The sequence below is a fragment of the Povalibacter uvarum genome, from assembly GCF_014202975.1.
Taxonomy (GTDB): domain Bacteria; phylum Pseudomonadota; class Gammaproteobacteria; order Steroidobacterales; family Steroidobacteraceae; genus Steroidobacter; species Steroidobacter uvarum.
In genome coordinates this window covers 875,941-892,023 of the sequence record NZ_JACHHZ010000001.1, presented here as the reverse complement: position 1 = coordinate 892,023, position 16,083 = coordinate 875,941, and the positions used below count along the sequence as shown (strand labels likewise).

Sequence of the window (16,083 nt, the reverse complement as noted above, 5' to 3'; positions counted from 1 at the left end):
GATTCGACAGCGCCTTTTTGTTTCCAGCGACTAGCGACTTACGCCGCGTCGACGTCGCGCATGCTCAGACGCACGCGACCCTGGCGATCGACTTCCAGCACCTTCACGCGGACGACGTCGCCTTCCTTCAGCTTGTCGCTGACGCGCTCGACGCGCTCGTTGGAGATCTGCGAAATGTGCACGAGGCCGTCCTTGCCCGGGAGGATCGTCACGAATGCGCCGAAGTCCATCAGGCGTGCGACGCGACCTTCATAGATGCGACCCACTTCGACTTCAGCCGTGATCAGCTCGATGCGACGCTGGGCTTCGCGACCCGAAGCGCCGTCGACCGATGCGATCTTGACCGTGCCGTCGTTTTCGATGTCGATCGACGTGCCGGTCTCTTCCGTGATGGCGCGGATGACCGCACCGCCCTTGCCGATGACTTCGCGGATCTTCTCGGGGTCGATCTTGATCGTGATGATCGAAGGCGCCCACTCGGACATCTTGGCGCGAGGCGCGGAGAGAACCTTGTCCATCTCGCCGAGGATGTGCAGACGGCCGGCCTTTGCCTGCTCCAGCGCGACCTGCATGATTTCCTTGGTGATGCCGTTGATCTTGATGTCCATCTGCAGCGCGGTCACGCCCGTGCGGCTGCCGGCCACCTTGAAGTCCATGTCGCCGAGGTGATCTTCGTCACCCAGGATGTCGGTGAGGACCTGGAACTTGTCGCCTTCCTTCACGAGGCCCATCGCCACACCGGCAACTGCAGCCTTGATCGGCACGCCCGCATCCATCAGCGCGAGGCTGGTGCCGCAGACGCTGGCCATCGAGCTCGAGCCGTTCGATTCCAGGATTTCCGACACGACGCGGATGACGTACGGGAACGTCGTCATATCCGGCATCACGGCCCAGATGCCGCGACGCGCGAGATTGCCGTGGCCGATTTCGCGACGCTTCGGCGAACCGATCATGCCGGTCTCACCGACGCTGAACGGCGGGAAGTTGTAGTGGAGCATGAACGGTTCTTTGCGCTCGCCGGCGAGCGCATCGATGATCTGCGCATCACGGCCCGTGCCGAGCGTCGTGACGACGAGGGCCTGGGTCTCGCCGCGCGTGAACAGCGCCGATCCGTGCGTACGTGGCAGAACGCCGGTGCGGATCGAGATCGGACGAACCGTCTTCATGTCGCGGCCGTCGATACGCGGGTCGCCCGCGATCACGCGGCGACGCACGATGCGGTATTCGAGGTTGCCGAGTTCCTTGGACACTTCATCCGCGGAATGAACGGGGTTCTCGCCGCTCGTCAGCGCATTCAGCGCTGCGACCTTGGCATCCGACACACGGGCCTGGCGGGCCTGCTTCTCGATGACCTTGTAGGCATCGGAGAGCGCTGCTTCGGCCTGTCCGGCGACCGCGGCTTCGAGCGCGGCATTCGCGTCAGCGGCCTTCCAGTCCCAGGCAGCCTTGCCGGCTTCAGCCTTCAGTTCGTTGATGACCTTGATCGCAGCCTGCTGCTGGTCGTGGCCGAAGACCACGGCGCCGAGCATGACTTCTTCGGAAAGCTGATCGGCTTCCGACTCGACCATCAGCACCGCTTCAGAAGTACCGGCGACGACGAGATCGAGCTTCGAGGTCTTGAGCTGCGTGTTGGTCGGATTCAGCACGTACTGGCCGTCGATGTAACCGACGCGGGCTGCGCCGATCGGACCCTGGAACGGCACGCCCGAGAGCGCGAGCGCCGCGGAGGCACCGATCATCGCGGGAATATCCGGATCGATGTCGGGGTTGACGGAGACGACCGTCGCCACGACCTGCACTTCGTTGAAGAAGCCTTCCGGGAACAGCGGCCGGATCGGACGATCGATCAGGCGCGAGGTCAGCGTTTCCTTTTCGGACGGACGGCCTTCACGCTTGAAGAAACCACCGGGGATACGGCCTGCTGCGTACGTCTTCTCGACGTAGTTGACCGTCAGGGGGAAGAAGTCCTTGTTGGGATCGGCCTTCTTGCGGGCCACTGCCGTGACGAGCACGACGGTATCGCCCATGGAGACGAGTACAGCACCGTCAGCCTGGCGGGCGATTTCACCCGTTTCGACTGTGACTTGATGCTGACCGTAAGAGAAAGTTTTCTTGATGGCGCTCACGATGCTTCCTACGAACGCGGAATATTCAGGACTGGGTTGTCGGGGAGCCGGATGACCGCCAATGACCGAGGCATTGGGACGTCATCCGTGCGGAAGATCAGCGGCGCAGACCGAGGCTGGCGACGATCGTCTGATAGCGATCGGGCGCGCTGTTCTTGAGATAGTCGAGGAGCTTGCGGCGCTGATTGACCATCTTCAGCAGTCCGCGACGCGATGCGTGATCGCGCTTGTGCGAGGTGAAGTGATCACCCAGCTCGTTGATGCGCGCCGACAGCAGCGCAATCTGCACTTCCGGCGAACCGGTGTCGTTCGCGTTGCGGCGATATTGCTGGACGATTCCGCCCTTTTGCTCGGTCGACAATGACATCTTGCTTCAGTCCTAAATTCGTTTCAGTTTGGGGGCCGTTTTAAGAGCCGCGCATTCTACTCGCGCGACCTGATCGATCTCAAGCCAAAAACCCGTGAAATCCGAGGCCTACGCGAAGACCGCGATGCCCGGAACGGCCGGGCAGGCCTCGGGCTGCCGGTCACGCTGGCGGGCTGGGGTCGACAACCGCCACGAACAGCCGGACTGGCCTGACCCGGCCATCAGGTTGTCCCTCAACGAGGCCCAGAAAGCGGCCCTGTGGGTCATAGGCCCGGGCGGTCCCCGGTCCCGCAGGCTCCATTGCCTGAACAGGCTGCCCCAGCAGCAGGACGCGGGTGGCCTCGCCGTCCAGGTGCACCGGGCCGAGCTCGCCAAAGGCAAAGTCGGCTCCGAGCAACAGCCTGTCGAGGTCCGCCTGGCCGTCACGCGACCGGCTCGTCTCGAGCTGTTCGAGGGTGTACATCGTCAAGCCTGCGAAAGGCTCGACCGAAGACCGCCGCAACCCGGCCAGATACCCCAGCGTTCCCAGGCGGCTGGCGATATCCGCCGCAAGCGACCGGATGTAGGTGCCCTTGGAACAGCTCACCTCGAACTCGAGACGGTCGCCTTCGAGGCGGCGTCGCTGGATCGAATGAATCGTGATCCGCCGGGGGGTTCGCTCGATCGATTCGCCACGCCGCGCCAGTTCGTACAGGCGCTGACCCTGGAACTTGAGCGCCGAATGCATCGGCGGCACCTGATCCTGCTCACCGAGAAAACTTTCCAGAACCTTGTCCACGGCCGCGTCGTCCAGCGCGGGCACCGGCGCACGCTCGATGACTTCCGTCTCGCAGTCCAGCGATTCCGTCCGGGCACCGAGCTGAACGTCGACCAGGTAGGTCTTGCTCGCATCCAGCAACCGGCCGCACACCTTCGTGGCCTGGCCGAAACAAATCGGCAGCAAACCGGACGCGAGCGGATCCAGGCTGCCGGCATGTCCCGCCTTGCGCGCACCGAAAAGCACACGCGCCTGTTGCAGAGCAGCGTTCGATGAAAGGCCCAGCGGCTTGTCGAGCAGCAGGATGCCGTCGACGTCGCGATGAAAGCGGCGCGACATGATCAGCGCCGGTCGGACTCTTCGCTGTCGTCCTGCTCGTCGTCGTCGGTGTCGCCCGCCTCGTCGGCTTCGTCGGCCTCGGGTTCATCGACATGACGCGCGACATCATCGTTGACCGCTTTGCTGATGAGCGCGGACAGATGCGCTCCGCTCTCGATGAGCTCATCCGCCACGAAGCGCAGCTCCGGTGCATGGCGCAATCCCAGCGCGCGACCGAGCGGCCCGCGAAGAATGTCGGCCGCTGCAATCAGCACTTCGTGCGCTTCTTCGCGATTCGCGTTGAGAACAGAGTAATAGACCGTCGCGTAGCTGAGATCGCTCGACACCCGGACCTCGGTCAGCGTCAGCATCCCGAGGCGCGGGTCGCGGATCTCGCGCCGGATCAGATCGCTGAGCGCACGCTGGATCTGCTGCGCGACGCGACGGTGGCGTGGAAACGCCTTGCTGCTGCTTTTCGACCGCTTCGGCATCGTTTCAGCGCACTAGACCGTGCGCGCTACCTCGAAACGGGCGAAGCATTCGATCTGGTCGCCGACACGCACGTCGTTGTAGTTCTGAACGGCGATACCGCACTCGGTACCGGCGCGAACTTCGTTGACGTCGTCCTTGAAGCGACGCAGCGATTCGAGCGCACCCTCGAAGATCACGACGTTCTCGCGCAGCACGCGGATCGGATTGTTCCGGCGCACGTAGCCGTCGACCACGATACAGCCGGCGACCGTGCCGAACTTGCTCGAGCGGAAGACATCGCGAACCTCCGCGAGGCCCACGATCTGTTCCTTGACCTCCGGAGCGAGCATGCCCGAGAGGGCGCTGCGCACATCGTCGATCGCTTCGTAGATGACGCTGTAGTAGCGAACGTCGATCCCCGACTCCTTGATCATGTTGCGGGCCGAGCTGTCGGCGCGAACATTGAAACCGATGATGCGGGCGTTCGAAGCCTGCGCCAGCGTGACGTCGGACTCGGTGATACCGCCGACGCCGCTCGACACGACCTTGACCGACACCTCGTCGGTGCTGAGCTTGGTCAGCGCATCGCGCAGCGCTTCCGCGCTGCCCTGCACGTCCGCCTTCAGCACGACCTGGACGCTGGCTGTCTTGCCATCGCCCATCTGCGACATCATGTCCTCGATCTTCGCCGGGCCCTGCTTGGCCAGCTTGGTGTCGCGGAACTTGCCCTGTCGATAGAGGGCGACTTCGCGAGCCTTGCGCTCGCTCTCGACTACCAGCAGATCGTCGCCGGCATTTGGCGCACCGGACAAACCGAGGACGACGACCGGCAGCGAAGGTCCGGCTTCTTCCACGGCCTTGCCCGTCTCGTCGAACATCGCGCGAACGCGACCGAATTCCTGGCCTGCGATGATCGGATCGCCGGGCTTGAGCACGCCGCGCTTCACGAGCACGGTTGCAACGGCGCCGCGACCCTTTTCCATCGTGGACTCGATGACGACACCCGCGGCGAGACCATCGCGCGGAGCCTTGAGCTCCAGCACGTCCGCCTGCAGCAGTACGGCTTCGAGCAGCGCATCGATACCTTCACCGGTCTTGGCGGACACATACGCGAACTGCGTGTCGCCGCCCCACTCTTCCGGAATGACGTTGTGCTTCGCCAGGTCGTTCTTGACCCGGTCGAGATCCTTGTCGTGCTTGTCGATCTTGTTGACCGCGACGACGATCGGCACTTCAGCTGCGCGAGCGTGCTGGATCGCTTCCGCTGTCTGCGGCATGACGCCGTCATCCGCAGCGACGACCAGGATGACGATGTCCGTCACCTGCGCGCCACGTGCACGCATCGCGGTGAACGCGGCGTGGCCCGGCGTATCCAGGAAGGTGATGGTGCCCTTCGGTGTTTCGACGTGATAAGCGCCGATGTGCTGCGTGATGCCACCGGCTTCGCCCGAAGCGACCTTCGTGCGGCGGATGTAGTCGAGCAGCGAGGTCTTGCCGTGGTCGACGTGACCCATGACGGTCACGACCGGCGGGCGCGACGTCAGCTCATGCGACGAATCCGTGACCTGCAGTTCGTCCTCGATCGCATTTTCCTTCACGACGACGGCGCTGTGACCCAGCTCTTCGATCACAAGCACCGCGGTGTCCTGGTCGATGGGCTGATTGATGGTCGCCATCACGCCCATGTTCATCATGACCTTGATGACTTCGTTCGCCTTCACGGCCATGCGCTGTGCCAGCTCGGCGACCGTCACGGTCTCGCCGATCTGAACGTCACGCTTCACCGGTGCGGCAGGACGCTCGAAGCCATGCTGGCTCGCCACGTTGACCTGCACAGGACGACGCGACTTGGACTGCTGCTGGTGCTGCTTCTTCTTCTTGAAGCGTGCACTCGCATCGCTGGACACGTGCAGTTCGGTGCGCTGGAAGCCTTTGGCCTCGCGATTGTCGCGGTTTTCCGGACGCTTCGGCGCTTCGGTCGTGACTTTCGCAGCAGCCTGCTTGCGCTCTTCGGCGATACGCGCCTCGATCTGGCGACGCGTCTCTTCCTCGGCGCGCAGACGGGCTTCTTCTTCGGCGAGATGACGAGCCTCATCTTCCATGCGCTTGCGCATGGAAGCTTCGCGCTGCTCTGCTTCGCGCTGCTGATCTTCTTTCTGCTTCGCTTCGTTTGCGGCGGCCTGCTCCTGGGCCTGCCGTACCTCTTCCTCGGTCTGGACGACCTCAGGCTTGGGAGGCTCGGCTTCCTCGGGCTGAGGGCGGGCCGGCTGCTGCAGGGCGCTGCGATTGAGATACGTCTTCTTGGTGCGCACTTCGACGTTGACCGTGCGTGCACGACCTTGCGCCGAGGCAACCTTGATTTCGCCCTGCGACTTGCGCTGCAGCGTGATCTTGCGCGGCGATGTCGCTTCGGTCGTCCGGCCGTGCGAACGGCGCAGGAACGTCAGCAGCTCCATCTTCGCTTCATCGCTGATGGTCGCATCGGCGCCGGACACATGAATGCCAGCTTCGTCGAGCTGCGTCAGCAGACGCTCGACCGGTACTTTCAGTACCTCGGCAAATTGAGTGACTGTCACATCCGCCATGAACCGCCCTCCCGCTCCTCGCCCTTCGCCACCTGCACGCGAGCACTCAGGATGCATGCAGCGCAAGCGCGCTTGCTGCACGTGAGTTCAGTGCTCAGATCGTTGCTTCGGGGCGAGATCAACATACCCGGTCGTATTCCTTTCTTCAGGCCTGCTGGCCCGCGGTGGAATCGAACCAGTGCTTGCGCGCCGCCATGATCAACGCCCCGGCGCGATCCGAATCGATGCCGTCGATCTCGATCAGGTCGTCGATGGCCTGTTCCGCGAGATCTTCGCGGGTCACGATTCCCTTGCTGGCGAGCACGAGCGCCAGCTCCTTGTCCATTCCATCGACCTCGAGCAGGTCCTGTGCAGGCTCCGCGCCGTCGATCTGTTCCTCGCTCGCGATGGCCTGCGTCAGCAGCACATCGCGAGCACGGTTGCGCAGCTCCTTGATGATCTCTTCGTCGAACTCCTCGATGCCCGCCAGCTCGGAAGCCGGGACATAGGCGATTTCCTCGACCGTCGAGAATCCTTCGCTCACCAGAATCTGTGCAACTTCTTCATCCACGTCGAGCTGCTTCTGGAACAGCTCGACCAGCTTGCGCGACTCGCCTTCGCTCTTCTCGACGGCGGCAGCTTCGGTCATCACGTTGAGTTCCCAGCCCGTCAGCTCGCTCGCAAGACGGATGTTCTGGCCGCCGCGACCGATGGCCTGCGACAGCTTCTCTTCCGTCACCGCGATGTCCATCGAGTGCGAATCTTCGTCGACGACGATCGACACGACTTCGGCGGGCGCCATCGCATTGATGACGAACTGCGCGGGATTCTCGTCGAAAGGAATGATGTCGACGCGCTCGCCGGCGATCTCGTTCGAGACGGCCTGCACACGCGAGCCGCGCATACCGACGCAAGCACCGACCGGATCGATGCGGCTGTCGTTGCTCTTCACGGCGATCTTGGCGCGGACACCCGGATCGCGGGCCGCACCGAGGATATTGATCATGCTCTGGCCGACTTCCGGCACTTCGAGCTTGAAGAGCTCGATCAGGAATTCCGGCGCGGTGCGCGACAGGAACAGCTGCGGGCCACGCGGCTCCGAGCGAACTTCCTTCAGGAAAGCCTTGATGCGGTCCTGCGCACGAATCGGCTCGCGCGGAATCATCTGGTCGCGCGGCACAAAGCCCTCGGCATTCGCGCCGAGGTCAACGAACACGCCATTGCGATCGACGCGCTTCACGATGCCGGACACCAGCGTACCGGCGCGGCTCTGATATTCATCGACGACCTGCGCGCGTTCAGCTTCGCGCACCTTCTGCACGATGACCTGCTTCGCCGTCTGGGCCGCAATGCGTCCGAAGGCCACGGACTCCATCGGGACTTCGACGAAGCCACCGACTTCCGCCTCCTTCGACACATCGATCGCGTCTTCGAGACGCAGTTCGCTCTCGGGGAATTCGAGCTCGGTCGAATCGTCGGCAAAGACCTTCCAGCGACGCCACGTGTCGTAGTCACCGGTCTTGCGATTGATGGACACGCGCACGTCGATGCCTTCGCCATGCCGGCGGCGTGTGGCGGACGCGAGCGCCGCTTCGAGCGCCTCGAATATGATTTCCTTGTCGACGCCCTTCTCGTTCGAAACGGCATCCACGACCATCAGAATTTCTTTGTTCATCGTGCGAACTCCGGCGTTGGTCCCGGTCAGGATTCCGGCGCAACCCGCGCCTTGTGTATTCCGTCAATCGGCAGCCGGATCAGGCCACCTTCGATTTCCAGCGCAATCTGTCCATCGCTGACGCCCGTCAGGCGTCCCGCAAACCGCTTGCGGCCGTTGATGGCATTCGTGGTCTCGACTTTCACCCGCTCACCGCTGAACCGGGCAAAGTGCTCCGCGGTGCGCAGCACCCGATCCAGACCCGGCGACGACACCTCGAGCGTGTACTGGCCGGTGATCGGATCGTCCTCGTCCATGGCCGCGCTGACGGCGCGGCTGACGCGCTCGCAGTCCTCCAGCGTGATCCCCTGGGGCGAATCGATATACAAACGCAGCAAACCGCCGCCCGAACGGGCCGCGTACTCGAGTTCCCACAACTCGTAACCGAGGTTGACCACGACAGGCTGCAGCAGCTCGATCAGCTGGTCTCGCAGCATCCGGTCACCTCCGTCGTTCAAATGGCCCGTTTTCCCAGTCCCAGAAACGAAAAATGGGCCCAAGGCCCATTCTCGCGATCATCCCTTCCTCGCCGGCGTGTCCACCACGGACCCGCCCCGGCGTCCTTTGGCCCTCGTCTGCAGGGCCTCTGTTCAACTCCTTGAAGGACCTGGGTCCTGGAAGGAAGTGGTAGCGGGGGCCCGCTTTGCCCTACACCCCCCGGCTTACCGGTAAGGGTGCGGGTGCGCTAGGCCGGTCCGCTCAGAGGGCGCGCAGTGTAAATGTATGCGCTGCCTAGCACAACCGCCGGTTTTGGGGCTACCCGACGCCTCAGACGGCCCCTGAGCGGCCGGGTAGACCCTTGAGTGGGTGCTGGGAGCCCCGGTTGCAACCCTATGCTGAGCCGGTACCCGCTCAGGGACTGGGGGTTTTCACGGGAGCAGCCTTGCGATCCTGCTCCTTCGCCGCCGCAAGGTCCGTGACCTTCTGGAGTCTGGTCTTTCGTTGTTCGCGGCGCTCATAGGTTTCCTCGATCATTGTCTCGACCAGCTCTATCAACAGCTGCGCCTCACCGGGATCGACGTCCACGATTACATCTATGTCGGCTTCCATGTGGGCTCCTATGTTGCCCACCTTTCGAACCGCATGGATCGCGTCCAATAACTCTGGATCCATCTTCGCTTTGAGTGACTCGATCTCGTCTACGAGTCGACCAGCCTTAACGCCATAGAAGTCGCGCAGTATCCCTTGAAGGGTACGGCGAGCGAGTGTCGCAGCCGCCTTAGGACTCAGAGCGCGTATGAGGCACGCCTCCTCATAGTCAATACGGATTGCCTTGGGCACGTACTCCGGAAACGGTCGCGCGTCGGAAGATGGGACAAGGTCCCAGTGCTTCTGTGCAGGAGTCTGTACCCTGTTCTCGTTGTACTGACGCTCCCAGAGGTACAGAGCCGCCTTAAGCGTTACCTTCCTGCACTCCTGATTAGGGCAGACAAAAAATCTGCTCCTCAGTGCGAGCTGGCCGGAGCTATTAGAGATATGTAAGTAGTGTGTGTCCTCCGAATACAGGTTATCGGAGATGGTCACGTTGTGCTGACAGTGCGGGCACAACCAGTTGAATGGCTTTATTGCCATAGCGTCGCAGCCTCCATTCTTCTTTGTCTACGCAGAGCGAGGCGATATGTTTGCCAGTATCCCTTGATGATCGGCGTGATTCATTAGCAGGTCATACCCGAATTGATACTTCTCGGCATACTTCTCCATCTCATCCGAATCGGACTCGAACAACGTAAACCTGAGCCGCATCGTGTCGGCCACACCCGCGGGCTCTGTCTTCACAACCAAATCCAGATCGTACTCGCCGGGTAGCCAGCAGAACTTGGAATTGAACATTGCAAGCAAGGGCGCCACGACCGCCTGGTCCGCCGCCACTTCTGGAGCATTCTGAGGCAAGCCAGCGCGCTTGCTGACGATATCCGCGCGAATCTGACTCATCGCCAATCTAAGGGATCGATCATCCTGCCGCGAGAGTATGGGAAAGAAGTTCACGATACGTGACCATTCCTCGTCGACCTTCAGTCGAAAAGAACCCAACATTACCGGCCGATCATTCTGCAGCTCCGCCGCATTGATTGCAGGCAGCACGAACACCGAGTCCCCGCGCTTGAACCGAAGCTCCAAGCCGAGAATCCGCACCGTTCTTCGACCAGTGTTTCGTACGCTCAGCTGCAGTTGCGCATTCGGATTGCCGATCTTGTGCGTCACATGAATCATCGTGTACGTGTCGACGACAATCTTCGAACTGCGGAACCAATGATGAATAGGTGGTAGCTGCGAGAGCAGCAGTGCCAATGCAGCGGTGAAGAAAGACCAGAACTTCCAGTCTAGGTAAAAAGGAACTACGGGGTCCGGCATGTATCGTCCTTCGTGCTGAGTGTTGTTCTTTGCGCGGCCTACGCGCGCGTCAGGATTTCCATCGAAGCCACAGTACGTCCCTTATGCTGACAAAGCTGCAACGTCCCTGTTTCCGATCTTGCTCTAGACATGAAAGCGCTGCGCCCCCACCCCGCCACCTGCATTGCAATCTGAAATCCGTAGACGTCATTGGTCAGGGGTAACCGCGGTGTCGGCTCGTGCCGTTCGTCATCGCCGTTGGCCGCTTGGTTGTTGAGTCAACCATTCGCCTTCCCAGTTTCGTTAACCGGGCGTCGAGCTACTCCGAACGAAGCGGGAGCGCAGGTCACCAAAGATACTGAGCGATTCGTCAAATTCAAGTCCAGTTTGCGTAGATGACTCTCTGTCTTCTAGACAGATGCTCTACTGTCAGTGAAGGCGCCTTCATGTGGCTCAATGTTGAGCCATCTATCACAACGCGAACGCACACAAACACACGCATCACCACGCGAACACACACAAACACACGCGTCACAACGCGAACACACACAAACACACGCATCACAACGCAAACACACACAACCCTGCGTACTCCAACGACTCCACGCAATCTAAGGCAGAAACTACGGGGCGTGATCCGTGGAGTAAGACCACGCCCCGAGCTGCCGACCACGACGACACGGATCACAGCAAAAGGAGATTCGTCTGTCGGCGGTCGCGGTTATTTCTATGCACGGGCACTCACGACTGACCCCGCCGCTGCGCGATTGGAAGAACGCAGCGCTTCCAGCAACTAGTTACGTGCGGATCGCACGCACCGCGTCGTTATCCAGGATGCGTCCCAGATGCCGACGGCGCATGTACCACTTCACGAAGCCCGGTTCGGTGATGTTGTCGTCGCGCGTGATGAGCATCGAGCCCACGTCCACACGCTCATAGCCACGCTTGAGGTCACCGACCAGAATCGGGAAGTTGCCCGCACCGGCACCCACGTCCTGCATCTTTTCGCTGGTCACGACACGCTTGCCGAAGATGCGGCCATCCGGGGCAGACGGATCGTTGTTCGGCTCAGTGAAGATGTAGCGTCCTTCCAAGTCCTTCAGCTTGCGGCAGTACGCCAGCGTCACCGAGTTCATGACCCATGCCGCGTTCCGGCGGTATGCGGCCTTGAGATCGAACAACGCGTTGATGAGCACGTCGGCGTCCAACGTGTTCGGGCTTCCGACCGCGGTGACATACCGCAGCACGTTCGCCGCACGCGCATTGCTCGCATCGGTCTGCGTGGTCGGCGTCACGTACAACATGCCTTCCGGCTTGTTGGTGCCGTTGCCGAACAGGATTGAGTCCTCGAGCTTGGAGCCGAACTCCTCACCCGCATCGCCGATGAGCAGTGAGCCGAGATCGAACATGCTGTCCTGCACGCTCCAGCTCGTCGCCTTCGGGTAGGCGTACACCTCGCCGCCCGGAGGAGTCGTGAGACGCAGCGTCGGCGTGCCGGTCTTGGTACGCGTATCCGTCTCACCGACCCAACCAGATTCCATTCCTTTGCGATTCTGGTTGCGCTTGTAGTCGCCGGTGCTCGACGGAGTCACGGTGACCTCGTTGATCAGCGGAGCCTCATCGACCGCACGCTGATACAACATCGAAGCGATAACTTCGGGCACCGTCGCCGATCCGGTGGCGACACCACCGGCGATGCTGAAGTCCTTCGACTCGAACTCCGCCAGCAGACTGGGATCGTTCTTGTGAAGGTACTCGTTGAACGCCTTGCGAGCCTTCGCCTCGGAAGCGCCGCCCGTCAGGAGTGACGGATGCGGCGCGCCTTCCTTCGCTTCCAGCGCCTCCCGTCCGGTCACTCGCTCGTCCAGATCATCGACGCGATCTCCGAGTCGCTTTTCGATGTCCTCGACGCGCTCATCGTACGATTTCTTGAACTTCTGAAAACTCTCAGCGATGTCTTCGACACGGCTGATCATCTGTTGAATTGCACTTGGCATTGCGATTACTCCAAAGAGGTAATGATTCCTCCCGCGCCAGCGTCACGACTGGCATCGCAGTAAGGCTTCGCACGGTGCGGCACATCTCCTCGCCACACTCATGCGGTTCGTCCTCGCGCTCGAAGCACGTCGACACTCCGCTCTCGTTCATCACGAACGACCGGCCGCACAGCGTCACGCTGGCAACCAACGGAATCGACACGCAGCGATTGCGTGGACTGGAAGTCAGTTCAACTGGCTGGCAGGTGCCGCTTTCGTCGTTTCGTATTCGGTGGCCAGCTCACGCAGGTACTTGATGGTCTGTTCCTCACCGAGTTGGCGGGACAGCATGGTTGTACCGATGGCGAGGAAGATGCCGCCGATGTCGAGCGGCTCCAGTACGGCCTTCGATTCGGCGGCCTCTGCCAGTGATTGCAGACGGGCTTTGAACCCATCGCGGAATTGATCTTTGTCGATGCTCATTGAATCACCTTGAGTTGCGGTTTCAGTTCACGTGCGGCCTGCGGAAGCCTTCGCTTCTCGACAGGCGTAAGTAGGTTGTGTCTTGCGAGATACGCGGCTTGCGACTCGCCCTTGGGCAGTGGCTCCGGCGCGTCGTACGTCCACCAGAACTTCGGGCGCGTACCTGGGGCCACCTTGATCCATTCCGCTATCGCAGCTTCGCGATGGCGCTCCCATACACGTCGCGCTCGATCACCGCGCAACGTCATGTCGGCGAGAAGGATCAGCGCGTACCAGTGATCGACACCCTCCGGAATGTGGTTCTCGGCGGTCTGGCCTTCTGGTAGTGAGTGGGCTGGACGACATTCGTGGAGATCGCGTGTCACGTATCTCTCCGTCATAGCTTGAGTGTCGTAGTGACTGCCGCCGTCGTGGCTCATCCATGTGCGATAGAAGCGGCTCACCGTCGTCCGCCGGGCGCGAAGTCGATCTTCAGCATGCGAAAGCAACTGAGCTTCAGCTTCGTCAGCTCGACAATTTGCTTCTCGCTCGGATGGGCTCGACGCACTCCACGCGCATCTTTCTTGCCGCGGCGCCCCGCGCGTTGCAGTACCGCCCGGTGCTCGGCGATGGCGTCGTCGGCACGCAGCGCATCGGCGAGGATGCTCAAGGAGGCCGGGTCATACAGGCCAAAGCCTTTCACCAGTGAGTTCCACAGCGCTTTCGTTTCCTTGCGCAAATCGTCGGGAGGTGGTGGACTCAATCCCGGTTTCGGAGGCGCGGCTGCCAGTGCGAGCTTGCTCAATGGTTTCTCCTCAAAAGCTGATTGGATATTTGACGTCCCAGAGAAAGACCGGCGCGACAAAATTCACCTGACGCGGGCTCCTCGAAACGCGACGCTCTAGCGTCCATCACTCCCCTCCCGAAATCGCGTTGGTGGTGGTGGTGGCGCGGGTGCTTCATTTGCCATTTGCTGCTTAAGAGATCGATATAGAGAGTAAATGCCATCGCAAGCACCCATGCCGCCCACCGCCACCCTTGATTCATTCCGCCACCTTCAGTCGCAGACCGAACCATTTGGTCTGACTGTGCGATTCCTTCCTCACGAAGCCTGATGCTTCGAGTTTCTTGTTTAGCTCTAGTCTCGATACGGGAACGATCACCGATTGCCGCTCCATCGCCTGCCGCTCACACCATCTTTCGTAGCTCGACCGCACGTCGCTACTGAGTGTCTTGGCAGCGGTATCGAGTTGGACGCACTCGTCCATCCACTGCGAAAGCGAATCCATTGCGTAGCGGTAATCGGCTACTTGCTTGCGAACGATTGCGGGCAGCTTCAGTGCTCCCTCGTCGGCGTAGTCTGCGTAACCTCGAACCGCCCAAGCCAGAATGCCGGGCAGTTCGGCACGCAGCTTCTGTCGCAGGCTCTTGTCCTGCTCTGCGTCCGCAATGCGTCGATTGAATGGAATCTCTACAACTCGATCCCATAACGCCTGATCGCCGCCGTCGATAACGACGCGGTTGTTACAGCGCACGACCACTTTACCGAGCACGGTGAACTGAACGGGCAAGGACCGCAGACCGCGACACGTCATCACATCGCCGCCGGTCAGTGTCTTTACAGTGGAAGGATCAAGCGCCATCCCTTCTTTGACTTCCGATGCGGTGATGTAGCGCGTGTCACGCAGACGCAGCATGAAGGGCTGGGCGCTCTCGGAATCGCGCAGCGCTCCGTTCTGCATCAACAGCTCGGACTTGGCTGCGATACCGTAGTCGCCCATCAGTTCGAGCAGCGTTTCGATGAACACGCTCTTACCGTTGCGACCCTCGCCATACAGAAAGAAGATGAGGCGATCCGGATTGCCGCCATACAGGAGATAGCCTGCGAAGCGGCGAATGAAGTTAACTAGACCCCAGTGCGTGCGGTATCTCGTCGTGCGCTTCTTACCTCTGGTCACGGTCTCCGCTGTACAGAGCACGTCCGCTAGGAACCGCTTCCACGTCGGGCACTTTGCATCGGGATCGTAGGGCACGACCACTCTGCGGGTGACATAGTCGTCTCGATTGCTCTCGACGATCTGCCTTGTGCGCAGATCGAGAACTCCATTCGCTGTGCCGAGCAAGTGCGGATCACTATCAAGCTTGGCCCGGTTCAATCGAATCCGCATGTCCGTGCTGGCCAGCGCCATCGCGCCCTTGACGGTGCCGTTGTTGTCGCACTTCGCACCCCATACGAGCATTCGCTTTCGACGCTCCGCATTCGGCACTGCGTTGGCCTCGGTAACGATGCGACGCACCTCCGCCTTCATCGCCTCAACTGCATCGGCCGGTCTCCCTCTCGCCTGCGGTACCCAGAGCTTCCCGTTCCAACAGAACCACTCATCTTCCTTGGGGTCATATCGCACGTCGTCGGCATAGCTCATCACGAAGCGCGCAGCGAGACCGCCTTCCGTCGTCTGCATGACTGACGTGCGCAGCCGTTCCAACTCTTCGCTATCCCAGTCATGCCGGGTGAGCTTCTTGAATGCACCGAGACCCTTAGACGCCAGGAAGTCATCGATGCCGGTGTGTCGTCCCTTGGCGCTCGGGATGCGCAGATGCTTCACACGCGCACCCTGCTTCAGGAGCCAGTCACCCAGAAGCAGATAGGCCAGTAGTACGCTGTTGTTCTCCGTGATGTCGGCATCGAATACCGGTATGACGGATCGGTCGCCGACACGCAGCTTGCGCAGACCAGGTATCGGCCGCCGATGGCGTTGCCAGTTCCAGCATCCACCGATGCCACGCACGTCCAATCCCTGTGCGGCAGCGGCGACGGCCTTGATCGGCCCCTCGATGATGTACAGCGACTTGCTCTTCTTGGCTCGCAGGTTACGCGGCTTGAATAGCTGAATCGCTCCGGTTGTAGATCGGAACTTGTCGTCGCCATTCGGCGGCGATGCGATCCGCGCAGTACCGTAGTCGTCCGAATACGGCACCAAAAGTGATTCGCTCTTG

14 protein-coding genes are annotated in these 16,083 nt (G+C 61.2%); all 14 read right to left on the bottom strand.

Features of this window, described 5'->3' with window-relative positions; genetic code table 11:
- Window positions 1-38 precede the first annotated feature (38 nt).
- The 14 genes from pnp to HNQ60_RS03795 all read right to left on the bottom strand — a co-directional run bounded on the left by pnp (window position 39) and on the right by HNQ60_RS03795 (window position 16,064).
- The gene (gene pnp, locus HNQ60_RS03860; RefSeq protein WP_184329678.1) at window positions 39-2,126 is read right to left on the bottom strand and encodes a polyribonucleotide nucleotidyltransferase; all 2,088 of its coding nucleotides are present in this window, start codon (window positions 2,124-2,126) and stop codon (window positions 39-41) included.
- Window positions 2,127-2,223: 97 nt separating this feature from the next.
- On the bottom strand, window positions 2,224-2,493 hold the full coding sequence (rpsO, locus tag HNQ60_RS03855; RefSeq protein WP_184329677.1) for a 30S ribosomal protein S15: 270 nt from the start codon (window positions 2,491-2,493) through the stop codon (window positions 2,224-2,226).
- A gap of 160 nt (window positions 2,494-2,653) precedes the next feature.
- Complete coding sequence (gene truB, locus HNQ60_RS03850) at window positions 2,654-3,589, bottom strand: tRNA pseudouridine(55) synthase TruB (RefSeq protein ID WP_184329676.1); 936 nt, start codon at window positions 3,587-3,589, stop codon at window positions 2,654-2,656.
- Between the two features lie 2 nt (window positions 3,590-3,591).
- Entirely contained in the window at window positions 3,592-4,059 is a 468-nt protein-coding gene (gene rbfA, locus HNQ60_RS03845; protein WP_184329675.1) for a 30S ribosome-binding factor RbfA, read from the bottom strand.
- A gap of 12 nt (window positions 4,060-4,071) precedes the next feature.
- On the bottom strand, window positions 4,072-6,624 hold the full coding sequence (gene infB / locus HNQ60_RS03840; RefSeq protein WP_184329674.1) for a translation initiation factor IF-2: 2,553 nt from the start codon (window positions 6,622-6,624) through the stop codon (window positions 4,072-4,074).
- A gap of 145 nt (window positions 6,625-6,769) precedes the next feature.
- Window positions 6,770-8,278: a transcription termination factor NusA gene (gene nusA / locus HNQ60_RS03835; RefSeq protein WP_184329673.1), complete on the bottom strand. Its 1,509-nt coding sequence runs from the start codon at window positions 8,276-8,278 to the stop codon at window positions 6,770-6,772.
- A gap of 26 nt (window positions 8,279-8,304) precedes the next feature.
- Window positions 8,305-8,754 carry a ribosome maturation factor RimP gene (gene rimP / locus HNQ60_RS03830; protein ID WP_184329672.1) on the bottom strand — a complete coding sequence of 150 codons (450 nt, stop codon included), beginning with the start codon at window positions 8,752-8,754 and terminating at the stop codon, window positions 8,305-8,307.
- 415 nt (window positions 8,755-9,169) lie between these two features.
- On the bottom strand, window positions 9,170-9,841 hold the full coding sequence (locus HNQ60_RS03825; RefSeq protein WP_221304000.1) for a DUF4145 domain-containing protein: 672 nt from the start codon (window positions 9,839-9,841) through the stop codon (window positions 9,170-9,172).
- 75 nt (window positions 9,842-9,916) lie between these two features.
- Window positions 9,917-10,669, bottom strand: coding sequence for a hypothetical protein (locus tag HNQ60_RS03820; RefSeq protein ID WP_184329671.1), 753 nt, complete (start codon window positions 10,667-10,669; stop codon window positions 9,917-9,919).
- Between the two features lie 776 nt (window positions 10,670-11,445).
- On the bottom strand, window positions 11,446-12,645 hold the full coding sequence (locus HNQ60_RS03815; protein WP_184329670.1) for a phage major capsid protein: 1,200 nt from the start codon (window positions 12,643-12,645) through the stop codon (window positions 11,446-11,448).
- Between the two features lie 225 nt (window positions 12,646-12,870).
- Window positions 12,871-13,107, bottom strand: a complete 237-nt coding sequence (locus HNQ60_RS03810; protein ID WP_184329669.1) for a hypothetical protein — start codon at window positions 13,105-13,107, stop codon at window positions 12,871-12,873.
- Window positions 13,104-13,472: a hypothetical protein gene (locus HNQ60_RS03805; RefSeq protein WP_221303999.1), complete on the bottom strand. Its 369-nt coding sequence runs from the start codon at window positions 13,470-13,472 to the stop codon at window positions 13,104-13,106. Before HNQ60_RS03805 ends, HNQ60_RS03810 begins: the two co-directional genes overlap by 4 nt.
- A gap of 74 nt (window positions 13,473-13,546) precedes the next feature.
- Entirely contained in the window at window positions 13,547-13,891 is a 345-nt protein-coding gene (locus HNQ60_RS03800; RefSeq protein ID WP_184329668.1) for a hypothetical protein, read from the bottom strand.
- A 238-nt stretch (window positions 13,892-14,129) separates the two neighbouring features.
- On the bottom strand, window positions 14,130-16,064 hold the full coding sequence (locus HNQ60_RS03795) for a phage/plasmid primase, P4 family (RefSeq protein WP_184329667.1): 1,935 nt from the start codon (window positions 16,062-16,064) through the stop codon (window positions 14,130-14,132).
- Between the last annotated feature and the right edge of the window lie 19 nt (window positions 16,065-16,083).